This window comes from Novosphingobium olei (assembly GCF_012927405.1).
GTDB lineage: Bacteria > Pseudomonadota > Alphaproteobacteria > Sphingomonadales > Sphingomonadaceae > Novosphingobium > Novosphingobium olei.
This window is the reverse complement of the sequence record NZ_JABBGM010000007.1, coordinates 141,344-161,602: the sequence shown is the minus strand read 5'-3', so window position 1 is coordinate 161,602 and position 20,259 is coordinate 141,344. Positions and strand designations below refer to the sequence as shown.

Here is a 20,259-nt window from a genome sequence, read left to right as displayed (position 1 = left end):
AATCTGGCGGCCTCACAGCGGCTCATGGAGGGCAGTTGCCACGTGGCAACTATGCCTCCGGCGAATAAAGAAGAGAGGTTCGGGATACGATATGGCCAAGGGAAATCGGGGCTTCGGAAGCAGCCTGACGGAAGGGCTGGATGACGATATCGAGGTTGGCGCGCCGGCTCCCTCCGAAAGCATTATGGCAAGCCGCAGTCAGAGTTTGGCAAGGATCGCGGCAGGCAAAGTCGTGACCGACCGGACGGAGTGGGTTGATCCCGCGCGCTGCCGACCTTGGCGCCTTCATAACCGCGACCTCGACCATCTTTCCGAAGATAGCTGCCGCGATCTAATCGACGCATTTCTCTCCGCTAAGAAGCAGCGAATCCCGGCAATCGTCCGTCGCCTCAAGGACGACCCTGATCACGACTTCGAGATCATTGCGGGCGTTCGTCGTTGGTGGACGGTTCAGTGGCTGCGTACCCACCACCATCCCGAATTCGAATATCTCGTAACGATCCAGAACGTCTCCGACGAAGAGGCATTTCGGGTTTCCGACATTGAGAATAGGTCTCGGAAGGATATCTCCGACTGGGAGCGCGCGAAGGAATATTCCCGCGCGCTCGACGAGTTTTACAACTCAAACCAAAGTGAGATGGCCGAGCATCTGAAGATATCGAAGTCGTGGCTCAGCCGCCTGCTGGACGTGGCGCGGCTACCATCAGAGATCGTTGCTGCTTTCCCGGACACCCATGGCATTACCGTGCGGGTGGCGCGAGACATCAAGCCACTGACTTCTGACAGGCGCGCACTGGATCTCATGATCGCCGAAAGCCGTGCGATCGTGGCTGAGCGCGATGATCTTGGAACTGCGCTTCCCGCTCCAGAGATTGCGAAGCGCCTCATCCGCGCAACGGTCGCTCCAGTGAAGTCATCGAACTCCGATGCCGAAGTGAGGGGGGCGAATGGCAAGGTGATCTTGCGCTATGCGCATTCGGCGAGGGGAGGGCACACGTTCAAGGTTCCTGCTCGAAGCGGTGCATCAACGGCTGAGGTTCTGAAGGCGATCGAGTCCGTCTTGCAGAAAAGCTGATCCAAATGCCCATCCTGACCGCTTGGGGGCGGTGCCCGAGATAAATCGCCTGCGTGAATCACTGAGACTCGACTGATTCAAAATTCCCGTTGGATTGCATGAATCCTCGTGCGGCATTTATGCGCGCATGGACACCCCGACCCACGGCAGCTTCATTTGGCTCGAAGCCGTCTGCGCAGAGCGCAATGTCGCCCGGCGCTATACCGTCGCGGTGAGCCGCGACCTGTTCGGGGCCTCGATCGTCGAGTTCGCCTGGGGGCGGATCGGCACTAAAGGGCAGGGGAGGGCGGTCTCGTTTGCCGACGAAAACGAAGCCGCACGCTTTGCCCGCCAGTTGCTCAAGCGCCGGGCGTCAGCCCCCAAAAGGATTGGCGTGCCCTACCGCGAGGTGTCGTTGGCGCCGTAACGCGCCTCAGGAGGCCCTGGGAGCCGCAATGGGGGCCAGGGCATGGTCACCGGGGCGCAGGGTGGCCAGATCGGCCCTGTCGAGCGCTGCGGCGGCCTGCGAGGCCGTTCGGCGGGTCACATCAAGCGCGCGGGCCAGTTCGGCGCGGGTGAGGGGTCCCAGGCTCAGGATCAGCTGCCACACCGCCGGCGCCTGCGATGAGGCGTAGAGCCCCGCCAATCGTTCGTCGCCCAGCGCAAGCGCTGTACGCACTGCGGCCAGGTCGGTTGCCACATCGGTCGCGGCCGCATCGATCGCGGAGGTCAGCAAGGCGGAAAGGGGCCTTTCCAGGTCCGCCTTGAACAGGCTGCGCGGGGCGAGCCCGGCCAACGCGAGCGGCGCCGCACCGAGCGAGAACACATGCGGGCGCATCGCCGCGGCGAGCGAGGCGGCCCAGGCGCTGCCCCGCGCGGCAAACCGTTGGTGTTAGCTGCCAAAGTTAGCGGCAACATAATTTATGCACCTAATATCAATCAATTAGATCGACTTCGATGCCATCAATTCGAGCAAGCCGATTTATTGTGTCGGGCGCTCTGCCAAAGTTGATGTCATCGGCATGGCCTAATTTCGGTCAGGGGACGGCGGTTGATCGAGCGCAAACCACATCGGCCAAAGGTCAAGTCAACCGAAGCCCTGGCCGCAGGCGCGGAGCTCTACGCTGCCTTCCGACAGCACGTGCCGCTGGTCGGTAAGCTGACGGCATCCATGGTGGCGGCGGTTTCTGCGGCCACGGGCCTTGGTGACCGTCAGGTGCGTCGCCTTGCCGTAAGGTTCCGGGCCGATCCGGTCGCCGCCTCGCTGGCCCCCACGCCGAGGGGGCCCAAGGTGGGTAATCATCGCCTATCGCCGGCGATGCGACAGGCGCTGGAAGGCCTGATCAGTGAGATATATCTCACCAAGACGCCTCCTTCAGCAGCCTTGGCCGCGCGCGAAATCCGCGGCCTGCTCATCGCCGAAACCGGCGATTTCCGGTTCGCGCCAGCGGAAGTTCCCAGCGAGCGGACGATCGTTCGGCTGATCGGTGAGATATCGGCGCCGCAGCGGGCGCGCGCGAGCATGGGGTCGAAGCAGCGCAGCGCCCACGAGCCGCATCCCGGCGCTTATGAGAGCAGCGGCCTGCTCGACCTCGTGCAGATGGATCATACCCGCGCGGATGTGATCCTCGTCGACAGTGTGCATCGCGCGGAACTGGGTCGTCCCTGGCTCACGCTGCTGATCGAGATCTCGACGCGCAGTATTTTGGGCTTTTACGTGAGTTTCGGCGACCCCTCGATCTTCCGCTGCGGTCGGGCCGTGGCCAACGCTTTGCTGCCCAAGGAGCCGCTTCTCCGCCAGCTCGGCGTTGAGGTCGACTATCCGATGCATGGCCAGTTCAAGCGACTTCATGCCGATCATGCCGCCCCGCACCGGGCCGAAAGCTTTCGCCGCGCGTGCCTGGCCAACGGCATCGACCCCGATATTCGCCCGCGCGGACCGGCGCATTTTGGCGGGCATATCGAGCGGCTGATCGGCACCATGGTGGGCAAGATGCGGCTGCTGCCGGGGGCGACAGGATCGAACGTGACGCAGCGCGACGGCTACGATGCCGGGCAGGCCGCAGCCATGACGATCGACGAGTTCGAACGCTGGCTGCTGTTCCAGATCGGCATCTACCACAACACGCCGCACCGGGGGCTGAGCGGTCGCTGTCCGGCGCAGGTCTGGGCGCAAGAAACATCCGGCGGGGCGCCGTTGCTGTCGGCAGGCCTCGATATCGGCCATCTGACCCGCCAATTCCTGCCGGCGAGCGAGCTGACCGTGCATTCCTATGGCCTGCAGCTGCGCCATCGCCGGTATTGGCATCCACTGCTGGCGCCGCGCATCGGCCAGAAAATCACGGTGCACCGCGACGAACGCACCTTGCAGGAAGTCTACGCCGACCTCGATGGGGCGTTCTTGTCCGTGCCGGTTGTCGGGCGCTACCCGCACGTGACCGAGCCCGAGTGGGAAGCCGCGCGGCGACGGCAGCGCGAAGAGGGGGCGGCCTACCAGGCCGATGGCGCCCGCGCTGCGACGGCACGCTATATCCAGGCGGCACGGCAGGAAGCCCTGACGGCCAGGCAGCGCACGCGAAGCACCCGGCAGGAGCGCAAGCGGCAGGAGCGCGAAGGGGTGTCGCATGCCGAATCGGCAAGGCCCGCCGCGGACACGGCGGCGGCGAACTGGATCCCCGCGGCGCAGCTGCCCGATGACGGATGGCTCCAATGGCGGGATTAAATCCCGCGCAGCCTGGCTTGGCCTTCTGGATCGACTTCGTCGAGGCCCGCCGCGCGGTCGATACGCTGGTCGATCTGGCGCACGACGAGCCCGATGAACGGCCCACCTGCGTGATCCTTGTCGGCCAATCGGGCATGGGCAAGACCTCGATCCTGCGCGAGGCTCAGCGCAGGATCTTGCTTGATTTCCCGGAGCCGTATGACTGGGACGAGGCGCGTCATGCCCCCGTGCTCAGGACGGTGATCCCGTCCAGTCCGACCTCGCTCAAAATCAACCTGACCTTGCTGTGGAAGCAGGGCTGGCCGATTACGCGCAGCATCCACCGGGTTGCCGATCTCAAGGTGGTGGACCTGCTGCAGCAGCAGCGCACCAGGCTGGTGGCCATCGACAATGTCCACGCGATCCTCACCGCGGGTGGCAAGGCCCGGCGCGACACGCTCGACGCCTTCCGGTTCCTGATGAGCGAAGGCAAGGTGCCGATGGTGGTGGCAGGGCTGGAGGTGGCGGCAGACATCTTTGCCGAGGACGTCGAGCTCGCCTATCGCTCGATCGTGCTGCGGCTGCAGCCCTGGGCGCCGGGAGAAGCCTCGCAGCGGCTGATTCTCGCGCTGGCGCAGGGGATGCGGCTTGTCGAGCCCGAACGCCTGGCAGAGCCCGATATGGCCGAGTTCATCTGGCGGCACAGCCACGGCGTCACCGGCAATTTCAAGCGGCTGCTCCACTGGGCGCTCAAGGTCGCGCACCGCGACGGGCGCGAGCGGGTCGCGTTCGCCGATCTGCGGGCCGCGGCGGACTTGCTCCCCGCTCATGTCCCCGCCTGATGTTGGGCGCAGATCCGCCCGAACCGCTGGCCTTCCGGGTGCGGCCGCGGCCCAACGAGGCGTGGGATTCGTGGATGGACCGCCTGGCGGCCCGGCACGAGGTGACGCGCGCCGAGCTGTTTCGGCATCTCGACTGCGAGCCTTGGCTCGCTTCGCGCGATCTCGCGCGAGGCTGGCCCGGCGTTGCGGCGGCCGACTATGCGGCGTTCCACCAGCTCATCGAAACCCTGGCCTGGGCGGTTCAGGCACCGACCCGCGCCATCGCAGCCACCTTTATCCCCGCGCCGGAAAGCGCGCTGCTGCCGCCGGCGCTGCGGGTCTTCGGCTGCGCGCTGTGCTGGCGAGATGCGGTGATCGCCGGCGAGCCGATGGTGCTCGAACGCGATTGGATTCTGCGCGCGAGCTGGCGCTGCCAGCGCCATAATCTGCCGCTGGCCCCGGTGCGCCGGCTCATCGGCGATCGGGCTCCGCGGTCCGCCGTGCGGATCCTCGAAGCGCAGGTGGTCGCGCTCGACCGCCTGCGTCGCCGCTTGCCGCCGACCGCGGCGATGGCCGCGTTCAATCACAACGTTCTGGGCCAGCTCATGGGCCAGCAGAATAGGGGCATGCGCCGCGGCGAAACCGCTTACCGCACCCGGTTCGTCGCTAACCGCTTCCATCTGGCGCCGACGCGGATCGCGCTGCTGGCGGCGGCGCACAGCGCGCGACCGCAGGCGCCCGATCGCTTCGAACGTCTTGTCGCCTTGTCGGCACCGGCCTTGCTGCGATCGAGCGCGAACCTGCTCGACCCGAAAGGCCGCCGCCCCGATGCCCCCGCACCATGGTCTGTGCCCGAGGGCCTGATCACGCGGCGGGTCGTTCGCTGGGAGGCCGGGCTTGCCGACCTGATCGGGGCCTATGCGCTGGTGCTTCGGGCGAGAATGCCGACCGCGCCGGGAATGGGGCGCCCTCGCGAGCCCCAAAGGGCAATTTCGCCGGATTTTGCCCTCAGAATCGCGTAGAGCGCGTTGCAGGGGTCTCCGCACCCTTACCCTATCCGAGGCGCCGTTTTCGCGCTGTAAGGGGCTTTTCCGGACACTTGAAAATTCTTAATCTAAATCATGCACTTATGATGATTTACGCAAGATTTCACCGATAAGCAGCGATTTGGAGCGCAAGCGCTGTCACGGGGCTCGCGATCAGTCGTCTTCCTCGGCATCGTCCAGACTCACGCCGCTTCGGGCCAGCAGCGCGTCGATGTCGGCCATCGCCGCGTTGTACTCGCCGAGCGCCGCAGACGAGAAGGCAAAGCCGGCAGCTGGCTCGCTGGTATCGGGCGCCGGGCGAGCGCTGAGGTCGGCCGCATAGAGGCGCACGCCCGCGACCGTGGTGCGCTCGAGCACACCGATGTCACCCAGCGCGGCGAGCATTGCGCGGACGCCAAGTCGGGTGGCGCCGAGCAGCGTTTCGATCTGCGCCGAGCGCAGCGGGCCAAAGCCTGCCAGCAGTTCGAGCAGCGCCGGCGCGCGCGAGGTGCGGCGGCGGCCGGGCTGGAGGTCCGCGATGCGCCGGGCCCGCTGATCCGCTTCGCCTAGCTGGTCGAACAGGCTTTGCGCGACCTCGCGCAGCGCGCGCGTCACGAGGATGCGCGCATCGCCCGGCTCGGCCGCGCCCGGCACGGCGTCGAGGCGGATAAGGCCGGGGAAGGGGAGGGCGTGGGCGACAAGCCCGGCGGCGCGCCAATGTTCGCCCCACAGCATTTCGAGCGACCAGCGTGGGCTCGGCAGCGCGGCGCGCTCGACGGTCAGCCGCATCGGGCCCAGGCTGATCGGCATGGGGGCGCGTTCGGGCGGGGCGAAGCGGATATGGCCGTTCAGCGCGCGGTGAAGCTGCGCCAGCGCGGGCAGCGGTAGCGGGGAGGGCTCGAGCGCTGCGATCAGATCGCGCGCCGCGGTGACGAGGCTGTGGGCGGCCGCGTGCCCGGTCTCTGCGTCTGGCGCGCCGCCCTCATGATCCTGCGGCGCCAGCAGCGCCGCGGAGAACCGCGCGGCGAGCGCGGCGAGCGGCTCCCAGCTGCTGTGCGCGAGCTCGGTGAGGATCGCCTCGCACACAGCCCGGGGCGCGCGAAGGTCGCGCGGTGGGGCATCGGACAGCGTCACGAGGCCGGCGCACCAGGCGTGGAAGCGCGGATCGGTGAAGCTATGTCCCTCCTGACGCAGCGCGGCGATCAGCAGGGTCCGCAGCTGCTGGCCGGCGAGCAGGCGCAGCGTGCGCGGCCGAGCCACGCTGAGCGCGCCATCGAGGCGGCCGAGCGCGAGCAGGGCCTGCGTCTCGAGCGCGGGAACGTCGCTGGGGTGCGCCATGGCGGTCCTGTCCGATAAAATGCTGGAAAATCAACGCATCGTTATTGATGTATAGCGACTATTAGATAACTATACAACTACAGGGGCGGGCGAATTGATACACTATCGCTAATGGGATATTATCGATAGTGACGTAGCTGCCGAGGACGTGTATCAGGCGTCCATGCCCGCAAAATCCCCCTCGGCTCGATCTGTCACCGCCATGCCGCCCGCCCTCGGCGAGCTGGTGATGGTCCGCACCGCCGCTGAAGCGCCGCTGCCGCGCCGGCGCGGGGATCGGGCTGCGAACCGCGTCGCGCAGCTGACCGCGCTGTTAGTTGCTCTTATTGGCCAAGGCGGTGCGATTGACCGCCTCGCCTTCCGCAAGATCCTCGAGGCGCGCGCACCGGCGAGCGTCAAGGCGCTTGCCAATGACCTGGCCTGCTATGCGGCGTTTTGTACGCGCGCGCGCGGGATCGGCCTGCCCGCGGACGAAGCGCGGATCGTCGCCTACCTCGAAGATTGCGAACGACGGCAGCTCAAGCCGGCCACGGTCGGTCGGCGTCTGGCGAGCCTCGCCGTGGTGCACGGCCTGCTCGGCGCGCCAAGCCCGACGCGCGGGGCGATCGTGCGTGATGCGCTGCGCGGGTTTCGGCGCCGGGTGGGAGTAGCGCAGCGGCAGGCTGGGCCCTTGCGCTTTGGCGCGGGCATCGGCACCGAACCCGCCAAGGGGTTCACCTTGAGCGCACTGCTGCAGGCGTGTCCCAGAACGCTACCCGGATTGCGCGATGCGGCGCTGCTCAGTCTCGCTTACGACACGGGCCTCCGTGTCTCCGAACTGGTGAAGGTTATGTGCCACCATGTCGCCAGCCAAAGCGACGGCTCCGCGGTGCTCACCGTGCCCCGCTCGAAGACCGACCAGGAAGGACAGGGGGCCTACGCCTGGCTGTCGCCCGATACGATGCGGCGGGTTTCGGCATGGCGCAATGCCAGCGCGAATTCTGAAGGGCCGCTGTTCCGTCGCATCGGCGTGATACGGACCAAAGCGCGCGAGGCCGAGCCACCCCGGTCGTTGCCGGCGCCTCCAGGATTCCAGTGGCGGCTGCCTGCAGGGGCGAAAGTGCCTACTGAAGCGAAGCCTGTGCTGGCTTCGACGACCTACGTCATCGGCGAGGCCCCGTTGACGCCTGCAGCGGTGCGACTGATCATCAAGCGCACCGCCATGCGCGCGGCCGACGAGCATCTGGTCAATCTCGTCGGTAAGGATCTCGACGCGGCGATTGCGGCGCTCAGCACCCATTCGCTCAGGGTCGGGCTCACGCAAGATCTCTTCGCCAGCGGCGAGGATGCTGGCCCCATCGCCCAGGCACTGCGGTGGACATCGACGTCCACCGCGCTGCGATACGGCCGCAAGCTTGCACCAGCTTCCAATGCGACCGCGCGGATGCTGCGCGAGGTTAGAGGATGACGGCCACCATTCCGGCCGAGACTGCCCTAGGAAAGGGCGATGTGCTGCCATCAATTATGGCAGAGCGGCTGCCCAAAAAGCCTTCAGCAATGACCTAAACTTAGGCAGCCGACACCTGGGGCGGGTCGAAGCTGAAGGGCAGGTCCTCGCGCCAGTGGCGGCCGTGGGGTTCGGCGAGGCGCGCCTCCCACGGGGCGAAAGCGGCAAAAGGATCCGCCGCTGTTTCGAGGCGGGGCCTTCCGGCCAGCTGGAGACCGCAGGCGTGAGCAATACTATCGATTTCGTCGACCGCGAAGGCCTGCAGACGCAGCGCGGCGGCATACCCTGCCCAGCTTGCCCGCAAGCGCCACGCCGGAGCCCAGGAACTCGCGCAAATCCGCGCGTCGAGACGTGCCACGGCCGCCGCCGTCTCGGCCAGCGCGTTTGCCAGATCGGGGCTCCAGGCGAGTGTGCAGAGGGGCAGGGGAGGGGGGCTCATGAACCAATTATAGACCGATGAGCGCATTTGCGTCCACGTGCTTGTCGCTCTAGTGGTGATAATGGCTGCTTATCACGACTCTATACAGCGGCGCCGGCTCCCGCTACCCTCTCCCCCATGCCGAAATCCCGCGCCTCGACCGCCGTTGTTCGCCTCAGCACCGAGCCCGCCGACCTCGTTGGCGAGGTGCGCGCGCTGGTCGGGCCGGCGGTGCGGATCGACGAGGCGCTGCTCGAAGCCGCGATGCGCGGGTGGTCGGCGAACACGCGCCGTGCGTTCCGCAGCGATCTGGGGCTGTGGGGGCGGTGGTGCATCGCGCGGCGGATCGCGCCGGCCGATGCCGCGCCCGCCGATGTCGCGGCGTGGATCCGCGCGCTCGCCGGGATCGACGACGCGCATGTGAAACCCCGCGCGAGCGCGACGATCGAACGCTATCTCGTGCACCTCGGGTGGGCGTATCGCATGGCAGGGTTGGCCGATCTGACCGCCGATCCGCTGGTCCGGTTCGAGCGCAAGGCGATGCGCAAGCACCTGGGCACGCGCCAGCGCCAGGCGAAGGCGATCCGCTTCAAGGGCGACATCGCCGATCTCGACAGCCCGGCGACGGGGGTGTGCCTGGCGCACCTGCTCAAGGCCTGCCGCCGCGATGCGCTGGGCTTGCGCGACGCGGCGCTGTTGCGCATCGCCTATGACACGGCGGCGCGGCGGTCGGAGCTGGTGGCGATCGACGTGGCGCACATCGAGGGGCCGGACCGGGAAGGGGCAGGGCTGCTGCATATTCCGTCGAGCAAGGCCGATCAGACCGGCGAAGGGGCGCTTGGCTATCTGTCGCCGGCGACGATGCAGGCGATCGACCGCTGGCGCGCGGCCGGGGCCATTGTCCGGGGGCCGTTGCTGCGCCGGGTGGTCACGCATTTCGACGGGTCGATCGACCGGATCGGGAGCGAACGGCTGCACTCGGGGAGCATCGCCCTGATCTATCGGCGTCTGGTCCGGCAGGCGTGGGAGCAGGGGTTGCTCGGGGCGATGGGCGAAGCCGAGCGCGATCGCTGGCTGGCGGCGGTGTCGTCGCACTCGATCCGCGTCGGCGTGGCGCAGGACAACTTCGTCGCGGGCGAGGGGCTGCCCGCGATCATGCAGGCGTATCGCTGGAAGGATGCGCGCACCGTCCTGCGCTATGGGTCGCGGGTGTCTGCGAAAAGCGGCGCGAGTGCGCGACTGGCGAAGCGGTTCAGCGAAGATAGCTGATCAAGCGGGTTGCTCGCCCGAGGTGCCGGACTGACCGGAAAGGCAGCTTCCATGCGGCGGTGCCGGCATACCGGTTATTCGGATGCTCGGTGCCAACGGGAACTTCCCACCCAAGGCCGGTCGTCTGAAGGGGGGCAATAACGGCTGCCTATGCCGAAATGCGCCATTCCATGGCGACGAGAGAAGCGGCCCGTTGGGGACATTCAGACCGTCCTCGTTGGAGTCGCAATCGGTCCACGGATAGCCCCATCATGTGACCGAGGGCATCGCTTCCTACTAAACTCTAGCGATGTATAGCAAAAATCCGTAGATTTTGATATGTTTCACTAGAATGATCATTCCGGAGCCGACATGGACCCCTATCGCAACCCCTTTGCACCTGGCGCTGGAAGCCGCCCACCAGAATTGGCGGGTCGGGACTCAACTCTGGACGCGGCGCGAATTTCGTGCGGTCGAGCAATGATGGGGAAAAGTGCACGCTCCATTATGTTGCTGGGCCTGCGGGGCACCGGCAAGACGGTCCTGCTCAATGAGATTGGCCGGAATGCAGAAGAAGCCGGTCTCCTCGTTTCCCGGGTTGAATCACCTGAAGGCGAGAGACTGGCCCGGCTACTTTACCCCGAAATGCGCAAAGTGATGCGGGCTCTTTCAGGCGTCGAGGCGGCGAAGAGCGTGGCGATGCGGGGTCTCAAAGGATTGAGAAACTTTGCTTCGGCGTTCAACATCGAGGTGGCTGGCGTCAACATAGGCGTCGAAGCCGAAAGTGAGCCTGGATTGGCCGACTCGGGTGATCTCCAATACGATCTCCCTGATTTGTTCATACTGATCGGCAAGGCAGCTCAAGCAGCCGGCCGTGGCTGGCTGCTGCTGATCGATGAAGTGCAATACTTGTCTGAGGCCGATCTGAGAGCTTTGATCGTCTCGCTTCATCGTATGGCACAGGAAGGAATGCCGGTGCTCATGGTAGGCGCTGGTTTGCCGCAAATCGCACGCATGGCCGGAGAGGCGAAGTCCTACGCTGAGCGGCTTTTCCTGTTTCCTGCGGTGGGGCCGCTTGACCCATCATCGGCGGCACAGGCGGTTGAAAAGCCGATTGTCGAGGAAGACGCTGAAATCGCGGCTGACGCACTGGCGGCCGTTGTGGAACGGACGAAGGGGTATCCGTTCTTCCTGCAGGAATGGGCTTCTGTGGTCTGGAACAATGCCGAGGGGCCCCTGATCACCTTGCCCGATGTCGAACAGTCCTACGCCGAAACGCTCGCCATCCTCGATGATGGGTTCTTCAAGGTTCGAATTGACCGGCTCACGAAAGCCGAAGTGCAGTTCGTGAAAGCCATGGCGAACCTTGGGGAAGGGCCATACGCGATGGCGGATATCGCAAAGGCCATGGGGCGAACGTTGAACTCCCTCGGCCCTGCGCGTGCTAACATCATATCCAAGGGCATGATTTACAGCACCGACCATGGATACCTGGACTTCAGCGTGCCGCTCTTCGCTGAGTTCATGCGCCGGCAAAACTGAGCGCATGCGGGGGCTTTTGCGGAAGGGCCTCTACGATCTGCCAAAGCGCCGTCTAATCCGGCAAAATCTGAACGAGTATGACCGAATTATCCCCAGAAATCGGCCATTTAAACCGGCATGGATATCACCACAGTGGAGCCCCTATTACCAGAGGAAGCTGTCGGAGCACTGGACTTGCCCGCTTGCAAACCGACTATAAGGCGCTGCTGGAGCCTGCGGAGATGCTCATTCGGGCACGGGCTTTGTTGCGAGCACCGCCTGCAGGGGAAAGGCCCGCCACACGCCCGAGGCCGAAAGCAGGCATATTGCCGTAGACCGTCTCGAAACGGCCCGGGTCCACGCAATAGGTCTCGTGGAAAATTCCAACAGCTTCGCCGCTGTTGGCCTTTCGATAAAAGGCTTTCCAGGCCGGCAAGTGGCTTGCGCTGCGGTCTGTGGCGAACCTCTCCAGGTCGTCGAAGCTGCGCCAATATTGCAGGAAAACGAGGGTCCGAAGACCGCTCCGCATGACCTCCGCGCCGAGAAACCCGCTGTCTGGCTGCCCTGACAGTTCCGCGATCATGGGTCTCATCGCCCTTGCGACCGGCCACCATTTGTCGATGCGGTGAAGCTTGTTGATCCGCATCCCGATCATGAAGACCGTCAGGGGTGACCTGTGATTGGCGGTGAAACGCCCAGGGTGAATTGTGTTCGGCAACTGAATTCTCCTGGCGCCCCCAAGCCGCCCCTGGGTTGCGTTTCGCGCCGGCTCGGTCGGCGGGCACATGCTCCCATGCCGCACCGTCATTCCACCGGCCCGGCTTACGGCGGGGGAGCTTGCCATGATGGGCTACGGATCGATCACGTGGTTGCATGCGTGCCTGACAAATCAGCTCATGCAGCGGTGCCAAGCTGACGAGAAGCAGGTCAATTCCACCACCGCGCGAGGCCTGCACGGACAAGATAACCGCCCGCATCCCGGCCGTTTACCGAAATCCGGGCAAGGGTGCGGCCGTACCTGTCAGTTCCCAGTCTCGCGATGTGGACGGTGTGGCCTGATAGAAACGCCTGCAAGGCGTCGCGCGCCTTGTATCCCTGCTCATAATCGCACCACGCGTAGGATCTGCGGGCATCTTTGCATTTGGGGCTGTCGGGCAGTTCTGGGGCATCGATGTTGGCGATACGGATCCGTTCGGCACCGCAACGTATGGTGTCCCCATCGTGCACCGAAGGCGCAGCACACAGCGCCGTTGCAGCCGCAAGAAACAACAGGCTCATTGGATACAACTCCCTAAACGCGACTGCCTGGACGACGACATGGCTCGACCCCGGGGGGCCTGTGATCTTCGGCCAAAGTCGGACGATGCATGCATCCGACGCTTACTCGCATGCGATCCCGTCATCGTCGCGATCCAGCCCTGCCCGGTATCCCGGATCACCTCGCCGAAGCGGTGCCGCCCCTGCAGCACGTGCAGCCGCGCAATTGGGATAATAACCCCCGTCATTGCGACTTCTCAACGACCGCGGCGATGCGAGGCGCGAACTGGAAGCGCCGCTCCCGCCGCTGCGATGGCAATGATACCCGCCGTTTCGGCGATCGTTGTGGCATCCCTCGGCATTCAGTCCACCAGGGTGTGCCAGCGCACCCGCCGACGAGGCCGCCATGGCGAGCAAGGTGCTGGTGTGGCGAAGTGCACGATGCAGCATCAGGTTGTCCCTCCGCGGGTGAAGTGCCTGAGGATGCTTTGCCTGAAACGCCCGGCAGCTGATTGTTGGCTCACATCAGTCGATTGATGTCGAGCGTAAAATGGGGGGCCATATGGCCCCCCAAGTCCAGCCCGGAGACTGTTGGGCTGATCAGAACCCGTAGGCGAGCGAGAGCGACACCTGGTTGTTGATGACGTCCTGCTCGTAATTGAACTGGCTCAGTTCCGCGCGCAGCGAAACCTTGCTCGAAAGGCTGGTCTCGATGCCGGCGCCATAGCGCACGCCATCGGCCCATTCGTGGAAACCGCCGGCGCTTGCGCGGGCGCGGGCATAGCCGAGGCGGCCATAAAGCGCGGTGCCTTCGTTGAGCTTGTAGCCAACGCGGCCGCCGATGCCCCAGCCCCAGTCGGCCTTGGCCGTGGCGCCGCCGAGGTCGACATCGGCCGAGTAGATATCGGCATTGGCTTCGAGGCCGGCGAACGTCTTGCCCATCGCGATATCATAGCCGGCGAACACGGTGCCGCCGACGCCATTGGCGCCAAGACCCTCGGCCGGGCCCGAACCCTGCACGTTGTCCAGCGTCGCGCCGGCGCCGACGTAGGGGCCATTGAACTCACGCGCGGCGACGGGGCTAGCGACGACAAGAGCGGCGCTGGCGGCAAGAAAAATCGACTTCATTTCTATTCCTCATAAATTTCATCAGGTCATTTATTTCTGTTCTTGGCGACCTGCGGCGGCGTTTAGGGACGATCATCTTTTGGGGGCAATGCATTTGTTTGATTACAGCGGGCTGTACTGCGTTTATGTTGCGATGAAGCCACAGGATATCGATTGCGGAGGCTATGGAATTGCTCTGCAAGGATTTTATGCCTCGCTGTGCAGATGCGATGGCCTTCCCTTGCCGTGGCGCCGACCGGGGCGGCGTCCGTCCGTCTTGTCGGAGTTGCGCGGAAGTGCGCCGGGTAACTGTTTCGTCCGAAGTATTGGCCCGGATCTTCCGACTGGCCTCGAACCCACGGAAATCTTCGCCGTTCGCCACGCGGTTTGATGATCGTCAAACAGGGTTTTGCCTACATCAAGCGGATTTGATGCTCATAGGCGATCATCAAGCTCCTGAGGTGCCATGCCGTTGCGGGCCCTCTGCAGCTTCTCGCTGAACACTGATGTCTTCTGCTGCGGTTGCGATATGGCGCTAGCTAGCGAGAACGAGATCGCCGCCAAATCGCCATAAAAGGCAACGTGCGCGTTGGTAGCGAAAAACCGGATCGGTCGTCCTACAGGATCGGGGTCACTTGCCTTCGATCGTTGCCATGTGACGCGCGAAAGCCGCACGTAACTTCTCGCCGGGTCCTGCCGGGTGGTCGAGAGCTGCAAAGAACGTCTCATGATCCCTTTGTTCGAGCATTGTACGCTCGCGTCCCGAGATCGTTTCTATCGCCGCCCTGTAAGCAGCGTTCATCGTGAAGGCGGAAGCATCGACGCCCGAAAGCGCAGCGGCCCTCTGAATGGCTTCTTTGATAGCCGGCTTGGTTCGAAACGACATGCGTTCGGAGCTGGGCTCATCGATTGCGCCGATTGTATCGCGATGGAGTAACATAGCTCGCTCTATTCAACTGCCTTCATGAACGTTTACTGGCGCGCCTGCATATATGGCGAGCCACCATGCCGCTTGAGAGGCAAGAGGTCTGCTAAGTCCTGTCGCACCAAGCCTGAGCTAAAGAGCCTTGCCCTCGCCAGAGCACTTTGCAAGGCTGGTCCTGCGATAACCGGAACACGTGCCCCACCGAAGGGTGCGTTTGCATGACAAGATGTGGAAGATCGGTGGCGATTTTGGCTTTGGCCCTGATCGTCCAGGATGCGCAAGCGCGCGGTGTCCAGATTCAATCCTTTGGTACAGAAAAGGCGATAGGATTTCCGTTTACCGTCGTCGGCGGCGCAGATCGCCCGGCGAGCGATACCCCGTTTGGGCCGCAAATGGCGGCGAGGCTGCGTGACCGGGCCTTCGCCGTGCCGACTATGGAATGGTCGACGGCACTGAACGCTGAAGAACCCTGCTCTACGAGCCTCCCGACACCGCCGACGTTTCTGTCTCGCGTGGCCCGAATGCGGCGTGCGAGCTTGTCCTCGATCCTGGCCTCGATCGCGTGTGAGGAAGGTATCGCTCCTGCGCTACTCGATGCGCTCGTCGCGCAGGAAAGCCGCTATAACCCTGTCGCGCTGAGTGGCCGTGGCGCCATAGGTCTGACCCAGCTGATGCCCGGCACCGTCAGGGCGCTCGGTATCGCCAATCCCTGGGACTTCGCGCAGAACCTGAGGGGAGGGGCACGCTACCTGCGCCGCCAGCTTGATGCCTTCGGGCGCTATGACCTCGCACTGGCGGCCTACAATGCCGGGCCCGGGCAGGTCACCCGCCACAACGGCGTGCCGCCATTTGTCGAGACGCGTGCCTATGTCGACAATGTACTGGGAATGATGCTGGGGAGTGGAACAAAGTCGTCCCCGCCGCTTGCATATCGCCCCAAACGCCCCGGTAAGCTTGGCACCCATGCCGCGCTCGTCCAGCAATTTCTCGCGGATGGATCGGTGCGTTAGAGGAAGCGTGGTTACTACAGCAGAGCCGAACGCGCTTGCTCAATCCGGGCATGATGCTGGACCAGCGCCTGGCAGATCCGGTCGGCGACCGCGTCGCACAGGGCAGGGCGCATCGGTTCGAACGCGCAATCGAGGGCATCGCCCTGGCGCTCGACCGCACCTCTCAAGGCGCGGCAGACATTGCCGAGGTTATGCGTGAGCGCGTCCGGATAGGACTCGGCATCGCCGAACACTTCGAGCGCGATGGTCACGCGGACGATGTCGATCTCGAGATAACGGACCAGGGCGTCTATTTCGGAAGGGAGCAGTTGCGCCGAGGCGAGCCGTTCGCGAAACCCCTGCCGTCGGCGGATGACGCACATGTCAGCAAGATGCCGTGAACTGATCCCCCGGCGATCGAGCTCGCGCAAAATGATCGCGCACAGTCCTGACATCAGCGAGTTGGAGCAAACCGCTCCGGGATCATCGGTGTCGTTGCTGGCCAGCATGTCAGCCCCCTTGCACCCGGCCTCGATCAGGCGGCACGGGTTTTTGCCTGCCGCGAACCTGCCAGTCGCAGTCCACGGCGACATTCCCGGAAAAGAGGTATTGCTGGCGTGAGGGGTGGGCGGTCGGCGCCTTGGCGCGCCGCTCGGCAGACAATGCGATTCGTCGCGCAGGTGGCCCACGCCGATGCCAGTCGGGCCCACCCCGGACGGCATTATCGACCAGGGTGGTGCGGCCTGCGTCCCGGCGTGGCCATCATGGTGCCCAAGGCTGGACAACAGGGCAAACCAACCCGGTACCGTCCCTGAACCAGACACCATGCCGCAGCGCATTTTTGGCCGACGACGCCTCCGGTGCGCTGTGCAATCAGCGGCGCGCAAGGCTTCCTGAGCGTGCGGATCGCTTCGGCCGCACACGCAATCAGGGGTTCTCGACATGGAGATCAAGACAGTGGGCGACACGTTGCCGCCCTGGGCACAATCGCTGGCGCTCGCCACCGCGCTCGTTGCGGCGGGCACGGTGCTCGGCGCGGATGCTGCGTTTGCCGGTACGGACGCGACGTTCAACACCGCGCTCACCAAGTTCACCAACTTCCTGCAAGGCTCGGGCGGCAAGATCATCACCGTGCTGAGCCTTGCCGGCGGCATCGTCGGGCTTGCCTCGGGTCGCTTCAGCCTGGGACAGGTCGCCATTCCGGTGGGTGTTGGCGTTGGTGCCGGCACCGGCATCCCGATCGTCACATCGACCGTCACGGCAACGATCTGAGACGGCAACCGGCGAGCCTCGCCCCCATCCCCCAAGGGCTCGCCAACTGACGGTGGACAAACTCATGGACCGCTTTTCGATCCCGAGGCATCTCGACGATCCCGAACTGATCGGGTTTTGGACGCTCGACGAGTTTCTCGTCATGTTCATCCCGTTCGTCTGGGGCGTCCTTACGCAGCACGTTGTCATCGGCCTTATTTGTGCGGTCGGAACGTGGTTCGGTTATCGCAAGGCAAGAGCCGGACGATCGATGGCGTGGATCCTCCACGCGGGCTACTGGCACCTGCCGGGTTCGTTTTTCGGTCTGAGGGTCTGTCCACCGTCCCACTTGCGCGTGATGGCAGGCTGAGGATGGACACTGCTCTCGCCCACCTCGCGGCCCAACGCGTGCTGCGCCAGCGTAATGCGCTCGCGCTCGCATCGCTGACGCTCGGCCTGCTGGCGATCGGCGCGGCAAGCGCGGCGCTCACCCGCGACCGCGAAGTCATCCTGGAGCCGATCGCGCATTCCCGGCTGACCGTGAGTAGCGCAGGCGTCTCCAAGGAATACCTCGAACTGGTGACGCGCGATGCGGCGCAGCTCGTGCTCAACCGCTCCCCGGAAACGCTCGACTACTGGATGAACGCAATCCTCGCGCTGGCCGACGAACCGGTACGGGGGAGCCTCAAGCGCGATCTCCTCAAAGTCGTCGACGAGCAGCAGGGATCGCAGATCACCCAGTTCTTCACGATCGACTGGCTCCGGACCGATCCCGAGGCGCTGACCAGCGAGGTCGGCGGTGTGCTCCACACCGTGGCGGGCTCGAAGGAGGTCACGGCCGAGCACCGCGTATTCCGCTTCACCTGGCGCTACACCGGCGTGTCGCTGCGGCTTGCCGGCTTCGGCATGGTCGAGAAGCAGGAAACGCCGGTATGATCGCACCCGCTCTCTCGTTCACGGGATCGGCCGGGATGGCCGCCATTGGCATGACGCTGGCAAGCGATCTGCGATGCCTTGGGCGCCGGTGCCTCGGTTTCAGCTTGATTGGTCTCGCGCTTGCAGGCTTTGCGAGTCCGGCCCTGGCCGACCAGTCGCTGCTGGTGGCCGACAACGGCGAGGTCCGCTGCGAAGCTTCGCTCAAGGACCTGACGCGGATATCCCTGAAGGACGATCAGTTCGCCTCAGTGTCGAAGGTCGCCGCCGGCAATGCGTCCGAGGACTTCCAGGTGGTGAATGAGCCGGTGCGCGGGGACATCTACCTCTCGGTTCCCGAAGGCTTTGCCCGGCACACGCTCACCTTCTTCGGCACGACGCGGCGGGGCTATGTCTACAAGTTTGCCTGCACGGTCGCGGGCGACGAACCGCGCCAGGTGTTCATCGCCAATGCCGATATCGAGCACCCGCCGGTGACGGTCGACGGCGGCGGTGGCGCCACGCTCAGCGACGAGGAGGCCGCGACACGTCTCGTCCATGCGATGGCGGAGCAACTGCCATTGGACGGCTTCGATGTCCGCTGGAAGCCGCTGACCCCGGTCATGGTGGGTACGCTTCGGCTCCAGGCTCTCGGCACCTACAGCGGCGTAACGCTGACCGGCAGGATCTTGCGTCTCGAGAACCGGGGCAGCGCGAGTGTGACGCTGCGGGAGGATCAGGTCGCGCCGCGAGACGCGCTCGCAGTCAGCATCGCCAGTCCGGTGTTGGCACCGCGCCAAGTGACCACGGCCTGGGTCGTCGAACCCGTGCGCCAGACGGGAGGTAACCCGTGATCCGCAATCCCTTCCGCCGTGGGCAGGAACTGTCGTCCAGCGAGGCGTCTGACAACGGCGACCTGATGCGCAACGAGCGCGCCGCGCGACGGCAGAAGCTGCTGCTATACGGCTGTGGCGGGGTGCTGGCGGTCGCAGCGATGGCGTGGATCCTCCAACCATCGGCGAGTGGACTCGGGTCAACCGACAAGGTCAGGGACGGTGAGGTCAAGGTTTCGACCGACGACATGGTCAACCGCAACATGTCCGAGCGCGAATGGATGGCGCTCTCCGAAGGCCAGATGGAGCAGTACGGCAACCAGATCAAAGGCCTCGAAGGCAATGCCGAGCGCATCCAGCAGCTCGAGGAGCAGATCCAGGCGCTGCAGGGCCAGAAGTCGGCGATGGCCGAAGACGGCACGCGGGTGATGTCGGCCTACGAGGCGGAAAACCAGCAGTTGCGCTCGCAGCTCCAGGCCGTGCAAAGCACGCCGCAACGTGCAGCCGGGGCGGGGCCGACCGCGCTCTACGGTCCGGGCGCGCCGGGCACCTACCGGTCGGTCGGGGCAGCGCCCGTCGCCAGCACATCCGCTGCCGCTGGCGACGGCCCAACGGTTGCGATCGATGCTGGACCGGCGCGCAGCAACGCGATCGCGCTCGTCTCGTTCGGCGGTGCGACCGGGACCGCCGAGCGGATCACGCCGGGCAAGACGACCAGCTTTACCGACAGCGCCAATTACCTGCCTCCCAATTCGATCGCGCGGGCGCGCGTGGTGGTGGGCGTTGATGCGACGACCTCGGTGCGCAGCCAGTCAGACCCGCTGCCGGTGGTGTTGCGGATCACGGGGCCGGCGCGCTCGGTCTATGCCGAGGGCCGCCTGCTCAAGACCCAGATCGAGGGCTGCATGGTCAACGGTGCGGCGAGCGGCGATCTCTCCTCGGAAAAGGTCTACGTGCGCCTGCAGCGCATGACCTGCCCGCAGCCGGGCGGCCGCTTCGCGGTGAGCGAGGTCAAGGGCTTCATCGCCTTTGGCGGCAAGACCGGCGTCCGCGGTCGCGTCGTCAGCCGCGAGGGCGGCCTGATCGGCCAGGCATTCCTGGCGGGCCTTGCCGGCGGGATCGGGCGCGGGTTCTCGCTCAATTCGGAGAGCGCCTTCAACGGAACCAGCGTCAGCGTCAATGGCGAGCGGCAGAAGCTCTCGCCAAGCGAGATCGCGCAAGGCGGCTTCGGGTCGGGGATCGCGGGCTCTGCCGACCAGGTCTCCAAATACCTGATCGAGCGGGCCGAGCAGTACCAGCCCGTGATCGAGATGCCGACCGGGATCGATGTGGAAATCGTCTTTCTCGACGGGGTGTTCATTCGCAACTGAGGA

Annotated in this window: 23 protein-coding genes; 14 read left to right on the top strand and 9 right to left on the bottom strand. The window is 65.0% G+C overall.

All coding sequences use genetic code 11. The features are described from left to right. Positions 1 to 91 precede the first annotated feature (91 nt). Both HHL27_RS15810 and HHL27_RS15805 read left to right on the top strand, forming a co-directional pair. Positions 92 to 1,075, top strand: a complete 984-nt coding sequence (locus tag HHL27_RS15810; protein ID WP_010890895.1) for a ParB/RepB/Spo0J family partition protein — start codon at positions 92 to 94, stop codon at positions 1,073 to 1,075. Between the two features lie 127 nt (positions 1,076 to 1,202). Then, positions 1,203 to 1,481 carry a WGR domain-containing protein gene (locus HHL27_RS15805; RefSeq protein WP_011906627.1) on the top strand — a complete coding sequence of 93 codons (279 nt, stop codon included), beginning with the start codon at positions 1,203 to 1,205 and terminating at the stop codon, positions 1,479 to 1,481. Positions 1,482 to 1,487: 6 nt separating this feature from the next. On the opposite strand, the gene HHL27_RS15800 is transcribed toward HHL27_RS15805, so the two are convergent. Continuing rightward, entirely contained in the window at positions 1,488 to 1,880 is a 393-nt protein-coding gene (locus tag HHL27_RS15800) for a hypothetical protein (RefSeq protein ID WP_240959893.1), read from the bottom strand. Positions 1,881 to 2,105: 225 nt separating this feature from the next. Between HHL27_RS15800 and HHL27_RS15795 the strand changes: the two genes are divergently transcribed. The 3 genes from HHL27_RS15795 to HHL27_RS15785 all read left to right on the top strand — a co-directional run bounded on the left by HHL27_RS15795 (position 2,106) and on the right by HHL27_RS15785 (position 5,598). Beyond that, a complete protein-coding gene (locus HHL27_RS15795) occupies positions 2,106 to 3,776 on the top strand; it encodes a Mu transposase C-terminal domain-containing protein (RefSeq protein WP_169494347.1) in 1,671 nt (556 codons plus the stop codon). Between the two features lie 17 nt (positions 3,777 to 3,793). Next, positions 3,794 to 4,597, top strand: a complete 804-nt coding sequence (locus tag HHL27_RS15790; protein ID WP_240959890.1) for a TniB family NTP-binding protein — start codon at positions 3,794 to 3,796, stop codon at positions 4,595 to 4,597. A 74-nt stretch (positions 4,598 to 4,671) separates the two neighbouring features. Then, entirely contained in the window at positions 4,672 to 5,598 is a 927-nt protein-coding gene (locus HHL27_RS15785; RefSeq protein WP_169494345.1) for a hypothetical protein, read from the top strand. A gap of 177 nt (positions 5,599 to 5,775) precedes the next feature. Here the strand turns inward: HHL27_RS15785 and HHL27_RS15780 are convergent, their stop codons facing one another. After that, complete coding sequence (locus HHL27_RS15780) at positions 5,776 to 6,939, bottom strand: winged helix DNA-binding domain-containing protein (RefSeq protein WP_169494344.1); 1,164 nt, start codon at positions 6,937 to 6,939, stop codon at positions 5,776 to 5,778. Positions 6,940 to 7,141: 202 nt separating this feature from the next. On the opposite strand from HHL27_RS15780, the gene HHL27_RS15775 reads away from it, so the two are divergent. Next, positions 7,142 to 8,386: a site-specific integrase gene (locus tag HHL27_RS15775; RefSeq protein ID WP_240959889.1), complete on the top strand. Its 1,245-nt coding sequence runs from the start codon at positions 7,142 to 7,144 to the stop codon at positions 8,384 to 8,386. A 100-nt stretch (positions 8,387 to 8,486) separates the two neighbouring features. Here HHL27_RS15775 and HHL27_RS15770 read toward each other — a convergent pair whose 3' ends face one another. Then, positions 8,487 to 8,864, bottom strand: a complete 378-nt coding sequence (locus tag HHL27_RS15770; RefSeq protein WP_169494342.1) for a hypothetical protein — start codon at positions 8,862 to 8,864, stop codon at positions 8,487 to 8,489. A 117-nt stretch (positions 8,865 to 8,981) separates the two neighbouring features. Between HHL27_RS15770 and HHL27_RS15765 the strand changes: the two genes are divergently transcribed. Next, entirely contained in the window at positions 8,982 to 10,112 is a 1,131-nt protein-coding gene (locus HHL27_RS15765; RefSeq protein ID WP_169494341.1) for a tyrosine-type recombinase/integrase, read from the top strand. Between the two features lie 351 nt (positions 10,113 to 10,463). Next, complete coding sequence (locus HHL27_RS15760) at positions 10,464 to 11,633, top strand: ATP-binding protein (RefSeq protein ID WP_169494340.1); 1,170 nt, start codon at positions 10,464 to 10,466, stop codon at positions 11,631 to 11,633. Positions 11,634 to 11,826: 193 nt separating this feature from the next. Here HHL27_RS15760 and HHL27_RS15755 read toward each other — a convergent pair whose 3' ends face one another. From HHL27_RS15755 to HHL27_RS15735, 5 genes are all read right to left on the bottom strand, one after another. After that, complete coding sequence (locus HHL27_RS15755) at positions 11,827 to 12,330, bottom strand: DUF4188 domain-containing protein (protein ID WP_240959883.1); 504 nt, start codon at positions 12,328 to 12,330, stop codon at positions 11,827 to 11,829. A gap of 209 nt (positions 12,331 to 12,539) precedes the next feature. Further along, on the bottom strand, positions 12,540 to 12,890 hold the full coding sequence (locus HHL27_RS15750) for a thermonuclease family protein (protein WP_169494339.1): 351 nt from the start codon (positions 12,888 to 12,890) through the stop codon (positions 12,540 to 12,542). A 102-nt stretch (positions 12,891 to 12,992) separates the two neighbouring features. Next, positions 12,993 to 13,277, bottom strand: a complete 285-nt coding sequence (locus HHL27_RS15745) for an excalibur calcium-binding domain-containing protein (RefSeq protein ID WP_240959902.1) — start codon at positions 13,275 to 13,277, stop codon at positions 12,993 to 12,995. Positions 13,278 to 13,469: 192 nt separating this feature from the next. Then, positions 13,470 to 13,997, bottom strand: a complete 528-nt coding sequence (locus HHL27_RS15740) for an outer membrane protein (RefSeq protein ID WP_169494337.1) — start codon at positions 13,995 to 13,997, stop codon at positions 13,470 to 13,472. Between the two features lie 610 nt (positions 13,998 to 14,607). Continuing rightward, positions 14,608 to 14,916 carry a type II toxin-antitoxin system TacA family antitoxin gene (locus HHL27_RS15735; protein WP_169494336.1) on the bottom strand — a complete coding sequence of 103 codons (309 nt, stop codon included), beginning with the start codon at positions 14,914 to 14,916 and terminating at the stop codon, positions 14,608 to 14,610. A gap of 224 nt (positions 14,917 to 15,140) precedes the next feature. Between HHL27_RS15735 and HHL27_RS15730 the strand changes: the two genes are divergently transcribed. Beyond that, complete coding sequence (locus tag HHL27_RS15730) at positions 15,141 to 15,911, top strand: lytic transglycosylase domain-containing protein (protein ID WP_338114921.1); 771 nt, start codon at positions 15,141 to 15,143, stop codon at positions 15,909 to 15,911. A 14-nt stretch (positions 15,912 to 15,925) separates the two neighbouring features. On the opposite strand, the gene HHL27_RS15725 is transcribed toward HHL27_RS15730, so the two are convergent. Next, the gene (locus tag HHL27_RS15725; protein WP_169494334.1) at positions 15,926 to 16,399 is read right to left on the bottom strand and encodes a hypothetical protein; all 474 of its coding nucleotides are present in this window, start codon (positions 16,397 to 16,399) and stop codon (positions 15,926 to 15,928) included. Between the two features lie 433 nt (positions 16,400 to 16,832). Between HHL27_RS15725 and HHL27_RS15720 the strand changes: the two genes are divergently transcribed. The 5 genes from HHL27_RS15720 (at position 16,833) to HHL27_RS15700 (ending at position 20,256) form a co-directional block, all read left to right on the top strand. Then, positions 16,833 to 17,162 (top strand): TrbC/VirB2 family protein, encoded by a 330-nt coding sequence (locus tag HHL27_RS15720; protein WP_240959881.1) that lies wholly within the window; start codon positions 16,833 to 16,835, stop codon positions 17,160 to 17,162. A 64-nt stretch (positions 17,163 to 17,226) separates the two neighbouring features. Then, complete coding sequence (traL, locus tag HHL27_RS15715) at positions 17,227 to 17,511, top strand: type IV conjugative transfer system protein TraL (protein WP_169494333.1); 285 nt, start codon at positions 17,227 to 17,229, stop codon at positions 17,509 to 17,511. A gap of 2 nt (positions 17,512 to 17,513) precedes the next feature. Further along, complete coding sequence (locus tag HHL27_RS15710) at positions 17,514 to 18,077, top strand: type IV conjugative transfer system protein TraE (RefSeq protein ID WP_169494332.1); 564 nt, start codon at positions 17,514 to 17,516, stop codon at positions 18,075 to 18,077. Beyond that, positions 18,074 to 18,907 (top strand): type-F conjugative transfer system secretin TraK, encoded by an 834-nt coding sequence (locus HHL27_RS15705; protein WP_169494331.1) that lies wholly within the window; start codon positions 18,074 to 18,076, stop codon positions 18,905 to 18,907. The genes HHL27_RS15710 and HHL27_RS15705 overlap by 4 nt, the downstream gene beginning before the upstream one ends. Beyond that, entirely contained in the window at positions 18,907 to 20,256 is a 1,350-nt protein-coding gene (locus HHL27_RS15700; RefSeq protein ID WP_420874072.1) for a TrbI/VirB10 family protein, read from the top strand. Before HHL27_RS15705 ends, HHL27_RS15700 begins: the two co-directional genes overlap by 1 nt. Positions 20,257 to 20,259 lie beyond the last annotated feature (3 nt).